Source organism: Pseudomonas sp. GW821-FHT02A11 (assembly GCF_059421985.1).
In genome coordinates this window covers 350,371-369,835 of record NZ_JBWKWB010000002.1, presented here as the reverse complement: position 1 = coordinate 369,835, position 19,465 = coordinate 350,371, and the positions used below count along the sequence as shown (strand labels likewise).

At 57.6% G+C, this 19,465-nt stretch carries 13 protein-coding genes and 2 pseudogenes; 8 read left to right on the top strand and 7 right to left on the bottom strand.

Annotated elements, in window-relative coordinates:
* Positions 1–95: 95 nt before the first annotated feature.
* Both AC07V9_RS04095 and AC07V9_RS04090 read left to right on the top strand, forming a co-directional pair.
* A complete protein-coding gene (locus AC07V9_RS04095) occupies positions 96–1,079 on the top strand; it encodes a LysR family transcriptional regulator (protein WP_495014414.1) in 984 nt (327 codons plus the stop codon).
* A complete protein-coding gene (locus tag AC07V9_RS04090) occupies positions 1,076–2,053 on the top strand; it encodes a LysR family transcriptional regulator (protein WP_495014413.1) in 978 nt (325 codons plus the stop codon). The genes AC07V9_RS04095 and AC07V9_RS04090 overlap by 4 nt, the downstream gene beginning before the upstream one ends.
* A 115-nt stretch (positions 2,054–2,168) precedes the next feature.
* On the opposite strand, the gene AC07V9_RS04085 is transcribed toward AC07V9_RS04090, so the two are convergent.
* Positions 2,169–4,430, bottom strand: a complete 2,262-nt coding sequence (locus AC07V9_RS04085; protein ID WP_495014412.1) for a CocE/NonD family hydrolase — start codon at positions 4,428–4,430, stop codon at positions 2,169–2,171.
* Between the two features lie 296 nt (positions 4,431–4,726).
* Here AC07V9_RS04085 and AC07V9_RS04080 point away from each other — a divergent pair, with 296 nt between their 5' ends.
* Positions 4,727–5,257, top strand: a complete 531-nt coding sequence (locus AC07V9_RS04080; RefSeq protein ID WP_495014411.1) for a TetR/AcrR family transcriptional regulator — start codon at positions 4,727–4,729, stop codon at positions 5,255–5,257.
* 80 nt (positions 5,258–5,337) lie between these two features.
* Positions 5,338–5,802, top strand: coding sequence for a MarR family winged helix-turn-helix transcriptional regulator (locus AC07V9_RS04075; RefSeq protein ID WP_495014410.1), 465 nt, complete (start codon positions 5,338–5,340; stop codon positions 5,800–5,802).
* A gap of 33 nt (positions 5,803–5,835) precedes the next feature.
* Here AC07V9_RS04075 and AC07V9_RS04070 read toward each other — a convergent pair whose 3' ends face one another.
* Positions 5,836–6,807, bottom strand: coding sequence for a DMT family transporter (locus AC07V9_RS04070; protein ID WP_495014409.1), 972 nt, complete (start codon positions 6,805–6,807; stop codon positions 5,836–5,838).
* Positions 6,808–6,953: 146 nt separating this feature from the next.
* Between AC07V9_RS04070 and AC07V9_RS04065 the strand changes: the two genes are divergently transcribed.
* The gene (locus AC07V9_RS04065) at positions 6,954–7,436 is read left to right on the top strand and encodes an Lrp/AsnC family transcriptional regulator (protein ID WP_495014408.1); all 483 of its coding nucleotides are present in this window, start codon (positions 6,954–6,956) and stop codon (positions 7,434–7,436) included.
* Between the two features lie 276 nt (positions 7,437–7,712).
* Here AC07V9_RS04065 and AC07V9_RS04060 read toward each other — a convergent pair whose 3' ends face one another.
* Positions 7,713–7,940, bottom strand: a complete 228-nt coding sequence (locus AC07V9_RS04060; RefSeq protein ID WP_495014407.1) for a helix-turn-helix domain-containing protein — start codon at positions 7,938–7,940, stop codon at positions 7,713–7,715.
* A gap of 1,461 nt (positions 7,941–9,401) precedes the next feature.
* Between AC07V9_RS04060 and AC07V9_RS04055 the strand changes: the two are divergent.
* A pseudogene (locus AC07V9_RS04055) lies at positions 9,402–9,590 on the top strand (site-specific integrase); the annotation flags it as partial.
* Between the two features lie 91 nt (positions 9,591–9,681).
* Here AC07V9_RS04055 and AC07V9_RS04050 read toward each other — a convergent pair.
* The gene (locus AC07V9_RS04050) at positions 9,682–10,155 is read right to left on the bottom strand and encodes a DUF3320 domain-containing protein (protein WP_495014406.1); all 474 of its coding nucleotides are present in this window, start codon (positions 10,153–10,155) and stop codon (positions 9,682–9,684) included.
* Positions 10,156–10,161: 6 nt separating this feature from the next.
* Positions 10,162–15,522 carry an anti-phage protein ProA gene (gene proA, locus AC07V9_RS04045; RefSeq protein ID WP_495014405.1) on the bottom strand — a complete coding sequence of 1,787 codons (5,361 nt, stop codon included), beginning with the start codon at positions 15,520–15,522 and terminating at the stop codon, positions 10,162–10,164.
* Positions 15,523–15,819: 297 nt separating this feature from the next.
* Here proA and AC07V9_RS04040 point away from each other — a divergent pair, with 297 nt between their 5' ends.
* Positions 15,820–16,140: a DUF7693 family protein gene (locus tag AC07V9_RS04040; RefSeq protein ID WP_495014404.1), complete on the top strand. Its 321-nt coding sequence runs from the start codon at positions 15,820–15,822 to the stop codon at positions 16,138–16,140.
* A 388-nt stretch (positions 16,141–16,528) separates the two neighbouring features.
* Here the strand turns inward: AC07V9_RS04040 and AC07V9_RS04035 are convergent, their stop codons facing one another.
* Positions 16,529–17,308 carry an SDR family NAD(P)-dependent oxidoreductase gene (locus AC07V9_RS04035; RefSeq protein ID WP_495014403.1) on the bottom strand — a complete coding sequence of 260 codons (780 nt, stop codon included), beginning with the start codon at positions 17,306–17,308 and terminating at the stop codon, positions 16,529–16,531.
* 105 nt (positions 17,309–17,413) lie between these two features.
* On the opposite strand from AC07V9_RS04035, the pseudogene AC07V9_RS04030 reads away from it, so the two are divergent.
* Positions 17,414–18,337 (top strand): annotated as a pseudogene (locus AC07V9_RS04030) (GlxA family transcriptional regulator); the annotation flags it as partial.
* 148 nt (positions 18,338–18,485) lie between these two features.
* Here AC07V9_RS04030 and AC07V9_RS04025 read toward each other — a convergent pair.
* Positions 18,486–19,367, bottom strand: a complete 882-nt coding sequence (locus AC07V9_RS04025) for an NAD(P)-dependent oxidoreductase (protein WP_495014402.1) — start codon at positions 19,365–19,367, stop codon at positions 18,486–18,488.
* Positions 19,368–19,465: the final 98 nt, after the last annotated feature.

Sequence of the window (19,465 nt, the reverse complement as noted above, 5' to 3'; positions counted from 1 at the left end):
CCGGCACTGGCAAGCCATCGCCGATGTAGATAGAGTACGGACAGTCTGCTATCCGATAATTCCATCGGAAAAAATAATAAGAGACGGTCCAGAGCATGATGCTCCCCAAGCTGATGCACATCCGCATGTTCGTTGCGGTGTACGAGGAAGGCTCCTTCACCATTGCAGCCAGCCGGGAAGGGCTGGGGCAGTCCGGCGTCTCCGCGCATGTGCGCCAGCTGGAGACGCAACTGGGTGTGCTGCTTTTCGCCAGGGATCGGGCGATCACGCCTACCCCTGCCGGCCATGCCTATTATCGCCAGTGCGTTGAGCTGTTGCGCAGGCATGAGAACGCTTGCAACGCGATCGGTCCCCGCGCTGATGCTTCAAGCGGCACGCTGCGAATTGGCATGATCCCAACCATGACCCGCTCGGTATTCAGCCGGGCGCTGCGTGCGTTTGAAGCGCTTTATCCCGATGTTGCCGTTCACCTGACCGAGGGCGCCGGCAGCGTCATGGCCACCGCAGTGCGCCGAGGGATGCTGGATTTCGCCATCACGCAGCGTATGTCTTATGAGTCCGGCGCCCGGGGGCTGCGCACATCGTTGTTCACGAGAACCCCGGCATTTCTGGTTTCCGCACCTGACTCCGGGCTGCCCCATTGCGAGCCCGTCCGGCTGCGCGATCTGCAGAACCTGCACCTGGTGTTGCCGATCGGACGCCGACCGCTGCTGGAGCAGTATCTGATCGATCACAAGGTACAGGTGGCACAGCGACTCAACTGGTTTGAATCCATGTTGGGCGCCATGGATCTGGTGCGCTCCAGTCATTGGTCGGCCATCATTTCGGGGCTCTTCATCGCCGATGACTTGCGGCGTCGACGCTTCACCCTCAACCCGTTGGCAGACCCTATTCTCTGGGACGATCTGTTGCTGGTGGAGGCATCGCGCAAGCCTTTGTCGGCAATTGCGCAAAACTTTCTCGAATTGCTCAGAAGGACCACAGAGAACATCAATGCAATCCCCATTCGTATCGCCCACAGTAAGGAAATATCGAGTATCGACAGCCTTAAGGCGTTCAACGAGCAACTTGTCCCATGAATGATTCGCTGCCCGGTCTGCGGGAGATGCAAATGTTCGTGGCCGTGTACGAGACACGGTCGTTCACAGCCGCGGCCACACGTGAATTCGCCACTCAGTCGGGCATCTCTCAGCATGTCAAACAGATCGAAGAGTCCCTGGGTGTGCAGCTGTTCGATCGGCAGAAAGGTGTCGAACCCACTGCAGCGGGGACGTCGTTTTATCTGCGCTGTCGGGAGGTGCTGGCTGCCAATGAAAAGGCGGTGAGCGCCATGGCGACCTTTGAGAAGGGGCTGTCCGGCGAAGTGCGATTCGGCGTGACGCCTACCCTGGCGAGTTATCAGTTGGCCCCAGCTTATCTTCGCCTTATGGCGCAGAACCCTAACGCCTCAGTGGCGGTCATCGACGCGCCCTGCAACATGCTGATCGACATGGTGCGTGCCGGTGAACTCGACTTCGCCATCATTCCCTCGATTTCAGAGTTGCCTGCGGATCTGGCGACAGCAGCATTTGCTGTCACGCCTGCATTTCTGGTTTCGGCACTGACCCATTCTTGCGATTTCGAACATGGCGAAGTCATTGAGGTCCAGAGACTGGCCGGTCTTAAGCTATTGGTGCCCAGCAGTGGTGACAACGCGCAGTGGACTGACGCGCATCTGGATGCGCACCCAGGGGCGCATCCTCATTACCAGCTCGATGCAGTGCTCGCCACGCTGGACCTGATACGCCAGGGCGATTGGATGGCCATTCTTCCAGGTTTGTTGTTCGTTCACGACTTCAGCGCAGATCCCGCAGAGCGTGACTTCAGACTCAACCCACTGTCAGGGGCCGGTGTGATGCAGCAGCTGCTGTTGGTGCAGTCAGCGCGGTCGGCGCCCTCGCCATTGATGCTCGCGGCCATCAGCGCCATGCAGCAGATAACCGAAGAGCATCTTCAGCTTCTGGCAGCGTTCCAGTCGGGTCGCCGTTCGGATAGCGGACAGGGAGGCAGGTAAAAAAGGAGGGCTGGTGAAAGCCCTCAAAGGTGAGGGTACCCACCTGCTGCGTCGGTAGGCACCCCCCAGGTGATGCTTGCAGCAAGGCCGAACTGGCTCTGCTGATGAGGCTCGACTACGGGACGATCGGCAACTGCAGGTAGCTCGGGTGTTCCGGTCCCGTGTAGATTCTGTTCACGGCATCGACGTGATAACGCTTGTCATACGCGCGAACCGGTACGCCTGCGGGGGCGTAGGGCTGGATATCCACCAGCAGGCGGTGACCTTTGCGAATCATCGCGGTGCTGGGGTTGAGCCCGATTTCTACCGGCACGATTTCACCGCGCTGCAGTGGCGCGTTATCCTTTTCCAGGTGAGTGTGCACCGGCCAGTACTCGGTAGTGCGCTGCTCATCGAGCTTGCGACGGGACACCTTCAACAAGCCATGGCCGACAGGGTGGATGTGGACCGGGTCGACAGGCAGGACCACAGACTCATAGCGAATCTCACGGCCTTGCTCATCCAGAACGCGAAGCGACACAAACACGTCCATGTCCTCGCTGCTCGATTCCACCCACAAACCCACCTTCATGTACCCGGCTAGCAGCAAATCTTCTTGCATCGGCTCGCTGACGAATGAGACGCCTGTTGACCAGCGTGGTGTTCCGTCATTGGAGCCCGCAGGGGCAAGGGTTGGCGTGCCGAGATCGACATCAGCGCTGTATTCGGCGCGTCCGGCCGTCAACGGCTGGCTTTCGACGATGCGCAGCAGGTGAGGGCGCCGATCATCTTTCTGCCAGTCTGAGGTCTGGGCGTCCAGATACCAGCGGCGGTACTGCGTCCGAGCAATAGGCCATTCGTTTTCGTGGAGAACGAAGTGCGCGCCATTCCCGGTACGCACCTCAACGCGCACGGGCGCTTCGTCCATCACGCCGTTGTCGTGGCCCTTGAGCCAATAGTCGAAATAGCGCATGTGTTCGGCGATCGACTTGTTGCTGTAGGAGCCAGGGAACCAGGCATCGGTGAAGTCGAACTTGCGCGCCTTGGCAGCGGTGGAGCGGATGAACGTTTCGCTGCTGCCCAGTTGGTGAATGATAGCGCCCACCTGAGGCCCCACGATCCATACCGGGGCAGTGGCCTTGCTCATGTCAGGGCGCATGAAAATACTGCCGCGTGGCCCGTATGCATTGATGTCGTTGAAGGGCGTGGCGAGCACGCGCTTCATCCAGTCTGTCTCGGGACGCTCACCGCAGTGGTTGTTGCCTGACCAGATCTTCCACCACCAATTCCAGAATCCAGCGCCGAAGATGCCGCCGCCGTACAAGGCTTCGTTGTAAATGTCGGCATCGGTGCCTTGAGCGATCATGGCCTTGAGGTGCGGTGGTTGCAGGCTGGCCACGCTGTGTTGGGCCATGGCCAGGTATGACATACCCCACAGCCCTACATTCCCGTTCGACCAAGGCTGAGTGCCAGCCCATTCGATGGCGTCATAGTAGTCTTCGGCCTCCTGAACACTGAAGGGGGCCTGCAGGCCCGGGCTTTTGCATACGCCTCGCGCATCGACCCGAATGCACACGTAGCCCTCTGGCACCCATACCGAAGTGTCAACGGTTTCGTGGTTTTCGTACTGGGCACCGTCCGGATTCCCGGAGAAGTAGCGGTCTTCCATTTCCTCTTTGCGAATGACGTCGGCGTCGTTGCAAATGCAGTCATGGTAGAAGCTCTTGCCGTAGAAGCCCTTGCTCATCACGATCGGATACTGCCCCGGCGTTGCGGGCCGGAACACGTCGGCGCAGACGTAAGATCCATCGCGCAACGGGATTCGTACATCTGTCGTTTTGATGATGCCGCGGATATTGCGCCGCAATTCATTGCGGCTGGTGGCCGCGTCGCAAAGCGTTCTTGGCGTCCTGGCCGTGAAAACACCCGGCGTGGCGTTGAGCGTTTCGAGTATCTGCGTCAGCGTCGGATCATTGGCAAAACCGCCGGCACCACCTTGGCCCATGGGCATAACCGGCGGGCTGAAATTGATCGGCGCAGAGCCGATCAGCTCATGCACGACCGGCGCGATCCTCACACCTGATTCGATGCTTCCTTCCTGATCCAGCGTATGAACGAACCTCGCCAAATTGGTGACCGACGGGTCCAGCAACTTGTCGATCTTGCCATCCACACGATTGGCGAGCTGCGCCAGATTCAAGCGTGGCGCCGCCCGCGTTGCGCCCAGGACGATCCCGCCCACCAGGAAAGTGATGGCCTCATCGGCTCGATAGTGAAATTCGCCATCCTGCGTCGTGACACCGGACAATGTGGGGGTCTGGTATTTCAGGCCTGCGATGGGACCTGCGAAGACACCCGTGAGAACAGGACTCAGCGTAAATGCAGGGGACTTAGTCATGGGCAAGGCCTACATCAGGGATTTGATTGAGTAGCGCAAAGCGGACGAAACGCATGGCTCTGGGGGCCAAGGGTCGGGAAGACAAGGCGAAAATCATCTGGCAGTCACTCATGCTGATTCCTTATTGTTCTTGATTCTTGGAGCGATTCCCGTAAGGTACGGCGATCAACGAAATAATTCAACAGCCGTTGATATAATGGCGGTATCAAAATAATTCGGATGCGATCATGACGAAAGAACCCACTCCCACAGCGCGCCGTGGCCGGCGGCCGGGGCCCAACAGCACGAGGCAGGTGGTGCTTGACGCTGCTCGGGCACGCTTTGCCAGCGACGGTTTTGCCGGCACCACCATCCGCCTCGTTGCCGCTGACGCCGGAGTTGACGTCGCCCAGGTGATGCAGTTCTTCCGCTCCAAGGACGAACTGTTCGCCGCTGTAATGGCTATCCCGGCATCGGCGTTGGAGCGATTTGATGCGCTGTACGAAGGCCCTGACGAGCACTTGGGCGAGAGGGTCGTCCGCGCCTTTCTCATGGCGTGGGAGGGCAAGCCTGAGGAGTCTGAGCCTTTGATGGCAACGCTTCGCGGCGCATTCGTCAATGATCAGGCCCGCGACCAGTTACGCGGATTCATTCAGTCGAGGTTAATGACCGGAACTTCGCAAAGCCCTGGCTGTGATGCTGCTCTTCGGGCTGGCCTAGCGTCATCGTTGCTCGTTGGGCTGGTCGTCAGTCGGCAGGTCATCGGCGTGCCCACCCTGATTGCTGCCGAACCGGAAGAACTGGTCAGGATCGTTGGCCCGGCGATTCAAAAGATATTGGTGCCCTAGGCAGGGCATCTAGGAAACCATTTGGCGGATAGGTGCAAACCGAATACAAGCCGATCAGTTCGCGCCACAAGAGGGAATCCATGGTTACCGATTTTGCTTCCATTTCTCAGGCAATACACTTCGCCAGTTTGCTTGGGCTCAATGCAGCTCTGAAAGATCGGCTACTGGATCGGCACCTGCTACCTCTGGGCATTACCGCTGCGCAACTCAAAGTGTTGAAGATTATCTCTAACGGGGACGACACGGCGGCCGCACTGTGCCGACGGTTATCCATTCATAGTGCAGCGATGACGCGCATGCTGGATCGTCTCGAATTCAAAGGTTTGATCGTCCGTAACCGTGGTGGTCAAGACAGACGTGAGGCTCGCCTGGCGTTGACGCACGCAGGGGAGGCTTTACGCTCAAAGCTGATGGCAATGGAGATAGCTGCCATGAACGAATTCACCGCGAGTCTCTCTGCAGACGAGGTGGTGCGGCTAGAGGAGCTTTTGGCAAAAATCGTGTCCCCAGGCGCCCCTGGGGTCTCCAAAATCAAGCCAAACTGACGGTCCCGAAAAACGGTACCGTCACGACTCGGGCTACGAGGCTGTCGTCAACGCGTCCAGCGAAGGCCTACTCTTCCAAGAGGCCGCCAGGATCGTCATCAACATCCCCGCAAGGACGAGCATGAGTCCTATGGCGAACCACAGTGTCAGTCGTTCACCCAGGAAAATTACTGAGGCAGTAATGCCTATCACCGGGACGCCCAAGGTGAAGTTGGACATTGCAAATGTGCTGAGCCGGCGTCCGTGTTCGGAAGAGATGACGAAGCATGCGGAAGTGGCAATCGGTCCGATGAAGAGCAGCAGTTCAAGTAAACGACTGTTTACGTCAATGCCGCTGGGGGCACCCTCAACGGTGTAGGCAGCAACAGCCAAGGGCACAGTAGCCAATGCCATTTGCCAAGGTGCGAGTTCCAGCGGAGCGGCCTGCCATCTGTGCTGCTTGATGTGAAGAATGACGACTGACCAGCAGATTGCGGCGGCCATCAGAAAGCATGCTCCCATCACGGCACCTGGCGCTGACCAGTCCATCTCCATGGGTGAGCATATGACAGCTACCCCCAACATGCCGAGCGAGAGCGCAACAAGCTGCAGTCTCGTCGGTCTCTTTCGCTGCAGCACCCAAGCCGAGATCACGCCCCAAAGCGGTGTGGTGTACGCCAAAAGGGTAGCGCGGCTGGTGTCTACGTGCGTCATAGCCACCATTCCCAGACCCGTGAACATGGTCATCTGCAAGAGGCCGATGCTGATGACGATCGGCCAGTCGGCTTTAGGCGGAAAACACAATTTTCCCCGCATGGCAACGAACACGAACAAGCAAATGGCTGCACTACCAAATCGAAATGTCGCAAGCCAAATTGGGGAGATCGTGTTTAACGCCAGTTTGGTGATTGGCCAACTGATGCCCCACAGGAGCACCATCACGCACAGCCAGATGATCGTCGTTGCTCGCGAGGGCAGCATTAGGTGTGTGGGAGTTGGAACAGGATCGTTTATACCGCGCACCATTGCATGCTCCTGATGTGGAAATGAATGCTGAAGATGTGAATAGTTTGCGGATCTCAACGCCCAAATGTTCTCCTGTTTTCACCCGATCTCTGATGAATATCAGATAATATTTCCGCCTTTCTTAAGTATTCCGGAGAGAACTACCTATGTCGCGACCTGTGTTGGATAGTGCCAGCCTGGCGATCCTGGATGCGCTGCAGGCAAATGCTGAATTGAGCAACGCCGACCTGGCCGAACTCGTAGGCATCTCCACCTCCCCATGTTGGCGGCGAGTTTCCGATCTGAAGCAACAGGGTGTGTTAAGAGGGGCGGTTGCGCTGGTTGACCCATTGAAGCTTGGGTTGGCGGTGAACGTCTTCGTGCACGTGACCCTTAAACAACAGGACAAGGAGTCACTGGAAGTCTTCACCCATGCCATTGAGCAACGTCCGGAAGTCATGGAGTGCTATCTCATGAGTGGAGAGGCTGACTTCATGCTGCGGGTCGTGATTGAGGATCTGTTGAAGTATCAGACGTTATTACTTGAATGCCTGACTCAGATACCGAGTGTCGCGAGCATCCGATCCAGTTTTGCGTTGAGCCAGGTCAAATACACCACGGCGTTGCCCACGGGCCATCTGCGCCGCTGACAGCGTGCTGACAACGTCCCTGTACTCGGCATGCGCGGACCGGGACCGCCTGCCTTGATCCAAAGCCTGCCGATAAAGCTCAGTACTTCCTCAGTAACAGCGTGTGCTCGTATTTAGTGTCAATCGGCCATTCGTTCTGCAGCGAGGTCAGGATGCTGGGCGGCTATGATCCTGCGGGGAGCGGGGTTGTGTAATATCTGGGTCTAGCAACTATCGGATTGCTACCATCCCCAGTCGGGGGCGGGGGCAAATAATGCGCCACTTAATGCTGAATGGCTATTTCGGCCTTGGGGAAGGAGGGGGCAGCAGTGCGGATGGTTCACAATCCAGGCTCTCAGCAACCTGATAAAGCTTTTCAAGGGCTAGATTCGCCTCGCCTCGTTCAATACGGCCCATGTAGCTACGATCAACCCGGCACATCAGTGCAAGGTTCTCTTGAGAAATGCCTCTGAGCTTACGAGCTAACCTGATTTTTTTGCCCAGCTCCTTCGCCAGATCCCACATAGCCGCCTCTTCTACCGGATTCAGTAACTTTTTTTTGAGCTATAACGAAACGTGAATCCCGCATCTTTGATGCGGCCAAAAATACGTAACCGCATGAAAAGAAAAGGATTATATTTTAGCGTGAATCAGATCTTTTTTTGACAGGAGTCACAGACAAAAAACGCTGTTGCGTTTCTGACAATGTATTTAACATAATATACATTATACGTAGTTATCTGTATCTTTATCCGGGTCGTTGGGGTTGTCGGTTTCATTTGAAAAAAATAAAAATCAGTAAAAAAGAATAGACTCATGAAATCAGCTGCTTAGGCACGTGAGCAATGTCCCTATTCTTTTTTGCTGAACGGACAACTCTTTGAGAACTAATTCATCGACACCGTTGCTTCGCAGCATTGTCGACGAATTACTTCCAACACGGCTGGCCACGACATCTGACATCAAACGTATCACCGAAACACAAAAAATGTGTCTGCATTTGCTGGTTCGCAGATCAGCCGTTGCTTCTAGGTTTCGTTCTCGTGGTTGGCGATTTACTTCTTGCCACGACAGCGTGCAGTCCATGACATGCATCAGCCAGGACGGTGCCGAAAGCCTTAAGCTGCTCGAGTAACTACTTACGGCGGGATTCACGCCTGACCCTCGCATTGCAATACGAGACTTTTGGGGCGCTGTCGACGGGACTATCAGCACTAAGGCTGAGAGTTTAGTGGCTGCTATTGACACGGGCTGCTGCTGAGATAGGATTCGCATAGAGAGCGCGAAACCAGTTGCCTTCCAGCGGCGAGAACTGGCGTAGGAACCCCGCCGATGGCTGGAACATCAACGTAGGGTGAGACCTCTCTACCTTTTCCAAAAAACCTTGGTCGCGAGCGATCGGTTGAGCCCCCTGAATGCAGGCTGGCGCGCCCAAAAGACCTGTGGCCGAGCCTTCCGTGCCATCACCGCCTATCTAGACGTTTCAGCTCTGCTCTGATCTCCTTGAATGCCCCCATTATTGGGGCGAAGTAAATGCGAGGAGCTTCCTTGGCGGCCTTTATGAACTCTTGAATAAAGGTTGTTTTCATACGTTTCACACCATCCTGACGTGCAGCTTGAGTACGTATAGCAATTCGGGCCGCTCCGCGCCATCAAATACTGCCGGCGCCAACTGATTGCCAAGCCGTTCGGAGATTATTCTCCCCTCTTGGCAGAGGTCGTTAATTGAGATGAGTCAGCAAATCCACAATTGAAGCAGCCGAGTGTGAGGCAGCGTTAACCTACGGTTCATCCAGAACGGTAGCTATAGCGCCGTGGATAAGCCAACGGCACCACGATAGAGGGCCTATCTCCATATGCAATATCCGATAATTGCTAGACCCGGATATTGCATGTTCATCTTCCAAATCATCATATCGACACATTTCAACGCCTGCTCAAGCGAATTTCAATGTCCGCGCCTGCCACGCTGTGAGCGTCAGCTAAATGTGGAACTCAGACGGTCCGCGTGATGGATACTTGCTTAAGCGCGGCTTCCTGAAGTCTTGCGCAGGCAACGGAGCCACGCTTAATTCTTACCGCACGCACGTCGAGCGCCTGCTTCTCTGGTCGTTGCTGGAGGCCAAGACGCGGTTGCTTGAATCTCGCCTCAGCGATGCCGAACAGTTCATAGAGTAATGCCTGCGGCCTCAAAATGATTGATCGCTGATTATTCAGGCATAGTGCTCTCGAGCCCCTGCTAAACGGTGTTGCACAAGAGACTTTTTTACGCATTCAGAATCCGCTCTATTCGCTGACGCGCAGCACCTGTAAGCCGTTTAACGCCGAGCAACCGCGCGACCTCCAATGCAGGGTCAGCCGCATCAATGATGCTTGCCGCAATGCGCACCTCCTCTGCCGCGATCTCCTCAATCGAACGCGCATCATTGGCCGACACCGGAACACGGTAAGTCGACCACTTCATCACGTCGCCTTCGGCGTGCCAGACGAATACCTCTTCAAAGCCCGCCTGCTGAACGTGATGGTACTGATCTGCCAACTCCAGTACTCGGTCTCTAATGAGGCGACCGGAACGTTGGAAGCCGTGTGCACGCGCCACACGCTGGACCAGGAGCGCACCGAGGATTGGCGCTTCCTGGCGGAGGACTTCCTCGATGATCTGGCGGAGCACCGGGGTGTACTCAGGTACGTGAAACTGCTCGGCCTGGATCAACGGAGCGAGAGACGAAAGATCAGCCACTCGATATTAACCTTGCCGCCCAGCGGTGGTTTGACCGTCATAGGAGCAAGCGATCCGAGTCTCCGCAAGCTCCAATGCCTGCTCCTCACTGAGGGCGACCGGGGATTCAATCAAAGCTTCCATGACCTCATCGGTTTCGGACTCCACGGAGAAGTCGATAACAACCGTCGGAGCCATCGGCTCATCCGCCTGAACTGGATCGACCGCCAATCGCGATTGAGCCAAAAGGTCGTTGAGAGCAGTGTGCAGCTTCTGGAGAGCGCCCTCCTTGTCCACCCACCATTCTGTGGACCACAAACGCACCAGGTTCCATCCCAAGCCCTTCAGGATCGCTCCCCTGACTTTGTCACGATCCCGTGCGGTGGCAGCGCTGTGGTAAGTCGCGCCATCGCATTCAACGCCTGCCAGGTAATCACCAGGACGATCAGGATGAACAATCCCTAGATCGATGCGGAAGCGCGACACGCCGATCTGCGGGACTACCTGCCAACCGAGACGCCGCAAGCCTTGGGCAACTGCTTCTTCAAACGGCGAGTCGTACCCACCTACAGATCCGTGGACCGCTTCGGCCAGCGCTCTCGGGCCGCGCTGAGCAAACTCAATGAAGTGCTTCAAATCCCGGACGGCGCGAGCGTTAGTCCGGTTCAGGTCGATCATCGACGGATCGAAGGACGAGAACACCAGCATTTCGCGGCGCGACCGGGTAATAGCAACGTTCAGCCTGCGCCATCCGCCGTCCTTGTTAAGCGGGCCAAAGTTCATCGACATGACCTGCGCACCAGGCTCGGTCGGCCCATACCCAATCCCGAGCATGATCAGATCACGCTCATCGCCCTGGACGGTTTCCAGATTTTTGACCACTACGGGTTCAGTCTGCGTGTCCTGGAAGAACGGCTCGATTTGCGGGTACTGCTTGCGCGCCGTATCCAGCAGATCATTGATCAGCTTTTGCTGATCGGAGTTGAGCGTGATGATCCCGATGGAATGACCCGCCGCGACAAATGCTGGATCAGTGAGACGCTTAACGGTCTCGCTGACGATGGCTTCTGCTTCAGCCTGGTTGTACCGCCCTTTCCCTTTCGCGTAGACGCCTTCAACTCTGCGCCACTCAACTGCACTGGCACGGGTCTCTGCCGCAGGGAAGGTAATCAGGTTACTGTCGTAGTAACGATGGTTGGAGAACGCAATCAGGCTTTCATGGCGACTGCGGTAGTGCCAGCTGAGGCTGTGGCTCGGTACCCCTGCCCCCAGGCACTCGTCCAGGATGCTCTCCATGTCTTCTGCGGTATCATCGTCGCCAGCGTTCGGGCCACGGCTGAAGAAGTTGGTAGGCGGCATCTGACGGGGGTCACCGGCGATAACCACCTGCTTGCCCCGAGCAATCGAACCGATCGCATCCCATGGGGCGATCTGCGAAGCCTCGTCGAAGATGACCAGATCAAACGGAGGCTGGTCAGCGGGCAGGAACTGCGCAATAGACAACGGGCTCATGAGCATGCACGGAGCTAGGCGATTAAGTGCATTGCCCATTTCAATCGCCAACTGGCGGACAGGTTTGTGCCTGCGAGACTTTTGCAACTCGTGTTTAAGAATGGCCCAGCCACTGCTCTTCGGAATGTCGTTCTTGGAAGGGATCACGCCACACAGCTTCGCCCGGATGTAGCGGACGGTCAGTTTCGCCAGTTCGTCGTCCAAGCGAATGAAAGCGCTTATGTCGCTCATGTGTTCGGCAGCGACGAAGTTTCTCAGAAGCGGCTCGCCGTCGATGCCCTGCGTCGCAAACCAGTGTGCATAGGCTGTTACAAAGGTTTCCTCAGTCGCCGCTGGCAACAGACTTCCTGCTTCCAATGCTTGAACCAGCGTCGCCAGTCCGGCTTCCCTCGCCTGCTCCCGCACTCGGCACCAATCGCACCATGCCTTGAGCTGTTCTTCCTGTTGCTGGATGGACAAGGAGGTAGCCCGTAATGCGGCCACGCCAAGGTGCGCGTCTGGATTCGTTCCGGCCAATCCTGCAAAGAGCCGAGCTGCATCGTCGTAGCGAGCCAGGGCCTGCTGCAATGCCGAGAGCGCGGTACCGATTTGTCCGCCTGGCGCCAACATCTCATTCGCGTCGATTACCAGACGCGCGACTGCGCCGCGCAATGAAACCAGATGGTCGGGTGATTCCGCTAAAGCACTCAACAGGCCTCGCAGACTCTCAGCCAGGGTGACGGCGCGCAATGTGCGAGCAGTGTCGCTGGACAGGCCTTGCCAACCCGGGATCGACTGCATGTCTCCCGACAATGTGTCCAGCTCCGACAGCTGTGTATGCAGGCGCTCGAAAATAGCGAGGTCGCTGAGCGTATCCGGAATCCCTGCTGCCCCGCCAAGGGAGGCAAGCTTCTTGGCCACCTTTTTCTTAGCGAAAGAGGCCAGGAACCAGAACTTGCCTTCTGCTTCTCGCCAGTCGCTGTGCATCGCCTTGAAAGGAATGCGGCGGCAGGCTTCGTCGGCGTAATTGAGCGAGAGGCTTTCCTCAAGCTCCCTGTAACTTTCAATCAACTGACATGCACGGCGAGCCGCGTCGATACGCGTGACAGCATCCGGTGCGAACGCGAATGATAGGTTCACGCCATGGGATTGAGTGATCAGAGTCACCAACTCGTTGAGCCGTTGGATCTGAAGGACTTCGGCTATTGGCAATGCCAGGTGCGTCAGGCCTAACAATCTTTCGCTAGCCGCATTCAGAGCGTCCAGGGCCTGCGGCAATTCACGCGATGTGCTTGCCATCTGTGACTGCCAAGCGTTCGACCATTGGGTCTGAGACAGAGCACCAAACTTGCCTGAAAGGTCACGTGCGGCAACGCCGTTCAGGCCGAGTCGCCGCGCGAGGTCCAGCAGATTGCCGTATTCGGCTGCATCGTGCTGAGTGGTCGGGGCCCAGACCAGTTTCGGCGTCTGTGGATTATGGTCGCGAATTACCCGGCCAATCGCTTGGTGCAGAGAAAGGCCGTTATCCCTACGTCTGTGCAGGACGTCGACCAACTGGTTGAGTCGCGAACGAAGGGTTTGCAGCCGAGCAGCTTCATGCTCCCATTCCTCAGCACTCAACGCGTCACTCACATCCCACGCACGATCCAGCTGTTTGAGCACTTCAACCTTCGAAGCCTTGCTCGAATGCAGTTCCAGGCAGAACTCGCCCAGCCCCTTCTTTGCCAAGCGACGATACACCACGTCCAGAGCCGCTCGCTTCTCTGCCACAAATAGCACGCGGCGGCCGAGGGCGAGGTTGTGGGCAATCATGTTGGCGATGGTCTGTGATTTACCGGTACCGGGAGGGCCGTCCATGACGAAGCTGCGCGTGCCACCGGACGCCACTACCGCAGCAAGCTGGGAAGAGTCGGAAGGCAACGGGGCAAACAGCTGAGCAGGCGTCACTGTGGAATCGAGACGCTCCGGCCGAGGGAAATCTTCTGAACTGGCAAAGCCCTCACCTTCCTGATCAGGCTCCAGCAGATGCTTGACCAGAGGGCTTTGCAGCAACTGCGCCGCGTTGGTGTTGAGGTCTTTCCACATCAGGTATTTTGCGAATGAGAATGTGCCAAGGACCAGTTCGGTGCTGACCTCGAAACCAGGCACGTCGCGTACCGCTCGCCGCACCATGTTCCAGATGCCTGTGACGTCGATACCACTTTCATCACTCGGTAGCTCACCATCGAGACCTGGAATCACTAACTCGAAATCATGACGAAGCAGTTCGAGCAGGGTCAGGTTGAAGCGTGGCTCCTCATCAAGCAGGCTCAGTGTCACGCCCGACAAAGCACTTTTGCGCTCAAGCTTCACCGGCAGCAAAATCAGCGGCGCTGAATACGTCTTCGGGTCGTCTGGGCTTTTCTTCCACTTGAGGAAACCGATGGCCAGGAAGAGCGTGTTTGCACCACCCTCCTCCAAGTCGCTTCGCGCTTTGCGGAACAGCTCGATCAGCGTTGCCTCAAGTTTGACCTTTTCCAGGCTCGCGAGGACCTCGCCGCGGCCAAGCGCCTGACGAGCGACTTCATCGACAAGGCTTTCATTGTTCTGCTGCTCATACAGCGCAATATCGCGGCCGCTGCTTTTCAGGTCGGGCACAGGTACTACGCGGATGCGTCCGCCACTGGAGAGAAGGTCCTCAAGGGCGGCTGGATCTGGGCAGAGCAAGCGGACGCCTTTGGCGCTGTCCGGCAGGTGTAGCAGGCGGTTCCGAGTCGTCAGGTCGAGGAGCTTGCGTTGCCAAAGCGTGAGCTTGCCGGCTGGACCGTCGCCGCTTTCGTTGATCTCGACATCGAACCCTGGGAGCGGCGGAGCATCTTCCAATCCCTCAGCAGCGGGTAACGCATTGCCGCTCGTGTCCATAACCTCTACCGCCGACACCAGCGCCATCGGGCGAATCTTCTGCATGCGAGCACGATGCAAGTCGATCGCCATGATGAACTGCTCATCATCGAGCTGCCGTTCGGCTACTGCCACAGCTTGGCTGAAGCTTGGCGGATGGGCTTGTGTGGCCAAGGTAGTTTCGAAAACCACCATTTCTTTCAGATCAAGGCGTTTGCGCACTGCCGAGGCTTCGTCGGTCAGCAGCTGCGAGAACTCTTGAGGCTGCAACCAGACGCCAGCAAATGCGTGCCCTTTTGTCATCAGAAGCAACGCGTTTAACCCAGCCTGTTCCAATGCCGCTGCGAACAGCAAGGCGGTGTCGAGACAGGTCGCGACACCGTTTTCCAGCACAACACTCGGGGGCCTGATCTTCTGGCCCTGTTGCTCGAAGCTGGCCGGAGGTAATGCATAGCTCAATTGAAAGCTGCACACCCCTGACCAGATGGCAGAGGCTAACTCCCAAGTACGGGTGCGCGATTTGCTTTCATAGCCGTCAATGCGGTCTTTTTTGCCTGCCCGGCGCAACACTTGCGAAGCAGCCTTGAGCACACGGTCTACTGCTGGGTCATTAGGCATACAGAAAGCGGCCAGCAATTCCGGCATTGCGCTCAAACCGCCCCACTCCGTACGTGATAGCAGTTCTGTGGGGAAGCGCTGCTCAGTAATCAGGTTTTCGCCCTGGGACAGGCGCAACACGACATCACCGGTCAGGCTTTCGCTCAGCCCGGACAGGTACCCTGCGTTGAGCTTGATGTCGCGTTCAGTGATGCTGAGGCGATCACCGGAGTTAAGCCGATCGATATGCCAGGTTCGACTCTCAACGAAGTCGGGATCAGTGCTTAGGGTCAGGACCAGGTTTTCAAGATTTGTCTCTTCCTGATTCCAGATGCTCAACTCACGTACAAGTGGTACGGCATTCTGGTGAGAGGCGAAGCCGATTTTACGGGCGATCAGCGCCTCAATCTTGATGTTCATTCACGGGCTCCTACTGCTGCGAGCGCTGGCCTCATGAAGAGACCGCCAAATGGCGCCTATAGTCCATGAGTAATCGATGATTGGGAATTTGTTTATCAGTAAAACAGACGGTTCGCCGCGTTATTAAAGTTGAGAAGCCGCCGTTTTGCGAGACGTCGCAGTTTGCGTTTGAGCCTCGCCCTCGCCTACCCAGGATCCCTCCCAGGGCTCCCGCGGTTCAGCAGCAAATGAACCCGTCTGGCACTACCCATGAGATCCTGTGATTCTCGATTCATTTTTGCCCAAAGGAGCGGCCCATTGGACGTAACCAAGACAGACCTTAATGCTCGCGAGGTCTATCAGATCCTCAAGGATGTCGCTCTTGGGGAGCGGACGATGCATCGAGCGAGTGAACAGCCTCGCAATAGCCTCAGTCCACGCGTGATGACTGTGTTGGTCGATGCCTGGGAGATTACCTTTCAAATTGATGGTTTGGAGTTGGAGTGCTGCGAGCAGTCCGTATCCCCAGACAAACGAGTGGGCTCGCTTGAGACATGGCACCGATTTGGAACCAACCCGGTTCATCTGCTCAGGATATGGGAACGCGGGCAGTTAGAGCGCTTCATCAGGGATCTCTGATCCCGTCGCGGTAGTCTTCCGGCCTCCTCAATACAGCCACGGACCCTACCCTGCGTGGCCATTTAACTGCCATCACGATTAAGCAGATGAAGCGTTGCATTGCGCCCTTGAGGAGGCAGAAATCGGCCAGAAGCGGACGCCCCGCCTCTGCACACAACTACTCTCCGGCATCCGCTATAGGGATTGACCCGCGTCTAGTGGTCATCCTGATCGGCCGCGATAGCCGGTTTCTCGGTTTAATCAACGGTAGGCCGCCGAAATTAGAGCATTCAAACGACGTGACACTGTAGCCTCTGCCTAGTTGAAGGTCGCGATAAACGAAAAGCCACGGAATTGATTCCCGGTTTTTTTTACTGGCAGACTTGTGAATCAAACCCGATCGACAGGCTCAGACCTGCGCCATGCCGCCATCCACAAACACTTCGCTGCCGTTCACGAAACTGCTGTCGTCGGAGGCCAGAAAGGCGACGACTTTTGCCACTTCTTCATCGCGGCCAGTTCGATTCAACGGGGTGACCGATGCGGCGAATTGGAAGAAGCCATGCACTTGCTCTTTTGGCAGATCCGACTCGCTCCAGGCCGGGGTGTCGATCACTCCAGGGCTCACGGCGTTGACGCGAATATTCTTGCCTTTCAAGTCGGACGCCCAAGTGCGGGCGAATGAACGGACAGCGGCCTTGCTGGCGCTGTAGAGGCCCCAGTCGCCGAAGCCTTTACTGGCGACAATCGAGGCGCTGAGGATGATCGAGCTGCCCTCGCCCATCAGCGGCAAGGCGCCCTGCACCGACCAGATAACGCCTTTGACGTTGGTATTGAGCAATCCATCGACGTGCGTTTCGGTCAGGCTGCCCAGCGGGGCGGGCTCCGCGTAACCGGCGTTGGCGAACACGACATCAACGCGCCCGGACTCGGCTCTGATCAGGCTGTACAGACGCTCTACGTCCGCGGGCTGGCTGACATCCCCCTGTACACCCACTGCACGAGGGCCTTGCCCGGCGTCCGGGAAGCGGGCGTTCAGCGACGCGACGGCGCGATCCAGCTCGGCTTTGCGGCGTCCGGTGAGGTAGACGCGAGCCGCGCCCTGCGCGAGAAACGTTTGAGCAACAGAGAGGCCGATGCCTGAGCTGGCGCCGGTGACAACAGCGATCTTGCTGGTAAGACGTAACATGGGTGTTCTCCAAGGCGTGAGCTTCATTCGGGAGCCCATGATAGACATTGCGTCTCATGGCTTAAATGTCATAATTGCCACCTTTATCGCCATCGAGCATTCGCCATGCACAAGGTCGGCTTCATCATCTATCCGGATTTCCAGCTCGTCTGCCTGTCCGCCAGTTCGGTATTCGAAGTCGCGGACCGGGTGCTTGGCGCACAGCATTATGAGGTCTCGATCCGCTCGGAAACAGGCGGCGCGGTCCAGGGAACGGCGGCCGTCTCGGTGCTGAGCACCCCCTTGGGAGACGACCCGTTCGACAGCGTCATCGTGTGTGGCGGGGCCGCGAGTCCTGAGGCATCCGAGGCGCTGGTCGACTACCTGCGCGGCGCCATGCGAACCTCGCGACGAATCGCTTCCATTTGCACAGGCGCCTTCATTCTTGCTCAGGCAGGGCTGCTGGCGAACCGGCGAGCGACCACGCACTGGATGGTTGCTTGCGAGCTGGGGCGCCGCTATCCGGACATTCACGTCGAGGCTGACCGGATCTTCGTTCAGGACGGCCAGATGTGGACGTCCGCCGGGATGAGCGCAGGCATCGATCTGGCACTGGCCATGGTTGAAGACGACCACGGTCTCGACGTGGCTCAATCGGTGGCGCGTCAGTTCGTGCTCTACCACCGCCGCGCTGGCGGGCAATCACAACACTCGGCGCTGCTGGATCTGGCCCCCAAGTCGGATCGCATCCAGAACGCACTCACTTACGCCCGATCCCACCTGAAAAACCCGTTGTCGCTGGATGAGCTGGCCGATGCGGCGAACTTGAGTTCGCGTCAGTTCAGTCGCGCCTTTCGCGAAGAAACGGGTCGGACACCCGCGAAGGCCGTGGAGCGCTTACGGGTGGAGGCGGCCCGGCAAATGCTGGAACAGGGTCGGCATACCGTTGAGACCATCGCGTACGAAACGGGTTTTGCCGACCGTGAACGCATGCGCCGGGCGTTCTTGCGTACCCTCGGACAGCCCCCGCAGACCGTACGCAGAAATGCCGGTTGGCCCCGGCGTTTCATGTCGAACCCAAACCTTCAATCAACGCGTACCTACCCACGCGATGAGACCAATCTCGACAAGCAAGCGGGCTGACAGCGGCCGTCTTGTACGGTCGAAACATATGGCGCTTAACCGGATGTCAATCGCTTTACTGCCCGAAGGGAAAGTCGGCTGCGAACACCTGAACCACACTGGTCATGTTTTGCTCGCCAAAGCCCTGATCGATGCCGGTGCCGAAGACTTTACGGGCAGCGTCGATAGTCGGCGCAGCGGCCGGACTCCCCGCCGCGTTCACCAGATAACGTAAGTCTTTCTCGATTAGCGCCACCGGAAACTGCGGCTCGAATGTGCCCACGAGCATCAAGCCCACACTGCGCTGAGCGGCGACGCTGGAAACCGCCGTGGCCCCCACGGCATCAAACGCAACCTTAAGGTTCACGCCACTCTTGGCCAGAATGCCGAACAGCTCGGCCAACGCCGTCACCTGAACGCCGAGCATGGCGTTGGTCGTCAACTTGACCAGCGTACCTGCCCCCAACGGGCCGACGTGCTGAATCGACGATCCCATGTTGCTGAGCACGTCTCGGGCAAACGCCACATCTGCCTCATCCCCGCCGACCAAGAACACCAACTGCGCGGCCTCTGCCTGCGGACGCGAACCGGAGACCGGCGCATCGATGAGGCGGATGCCGGCTTCGTTCGCGGCTTCGCCCAAGGCTTTGATCCAGCGCGGCGAGAGCGTCGAGCACTCGATGGCAAGGCTGTCAGACAACATGCCACCGAACGCGCCATATTGCGGATCGAGCCAGACGCTGTTCGATGCGATGTCGTCGCGAACCATGCTCAGAACGATCGAAGCGCCCTGCGCAGCTTCCCGTGGCGTCGCCGCCAAAGTGGCCCCTGTGGCGACGAGTGCGTCGGCGGCGTCAGGGCTGCGGTTCCAGACCGTAACGGCGTGTCCTGCCTTGAGCAGATTCGCGGCCATGCGTGATCCCATGGCTCCCAATCCCAACACTGCGATAGCGGTCATGTCCGTTCTCCGGTTTGATGCGATGAAAAAGATGACGCCAGCACCCTTGATCAGGGAGTGCCTGCGTAAGGTAATCATCCAGCGGGGCGTAGATCCAC

Excerpts from the sequence above, each read along its gene's own strand:
- AC07V9_RS04025 (WP_495014402.1), bottom strand. The coding sequence starts at position 19,367 with ATGACCGCTATCGCAGTGTTGGGATTGGGAGCCATGGGATCACGCATG.
- AC07V9_RS04075 (WP_495014410.1), top strand. The coding sequence starts at position 5,338 with ATGGTTACCGATTTTGCTTCCATTTCTCAGGCAATACACTTCGCCAGT.
- proA (WP_495014405.1), bottom strand. The coding sequence starts at position 15,522 with ATGAACATCAAGATTGAGGCGCTGATCGCCCGTAAAATCGGCTTCGCC.
- AC07V9_RS04085 (WP_495014412.1), bottom strand. The coding sequence starts at position 4,430 with ATGACTAAGTCCCCTGCATTTACGCTGAGTCCTGTTCTCACGGGTGTC.
- AC07V9_RS04060 (WP_495014407.1), bottom strand. The coding sequence starts at position 7,940 with ATGTGGGATCTGGCGAAGGAGCTGGGCAAAAAAATCAGGTTAGCTCGT.
- AC07V9_RS04070 (WP_495014409.1), bottom strand. The coding sequence starts at position 6,807 with ATGGTGCGCGGTATAAACGATCCTGTTCCAACTCCCACACACCTAATG.
- AC07V9_RS04095 (WP_495014414.1), top strand. The coding sequence starts at position 96 with ATGATGCTCCCCAAGCTGATGCACATCCGCATGTTCGTTGCGGTGTAC.
- AC07V9_RS04090 (WP_495014413.1), top strand. The coding sequence starts at position 1,076 with ATGAATGATTCGCTGCCCGGTCTGCGGGAGATGCAAATGTTCGTGGCC.
- AC07V9_RS04035 (WP_495014403.1), bottom strand. The coding sequence starts at position 17,308 with ATGTTACGTCTTACCAGCAAGATCGCTGTTGTCACCGGCGCCAGCTCA.
- AC07V9_RS04065 (WP_495014408.1), top strand. The coding sequence starts at position 6,954 with ATGTCGCGACCTGTGTTGGATAGTGCCAGCCTGGCGATCCTGGATGCG.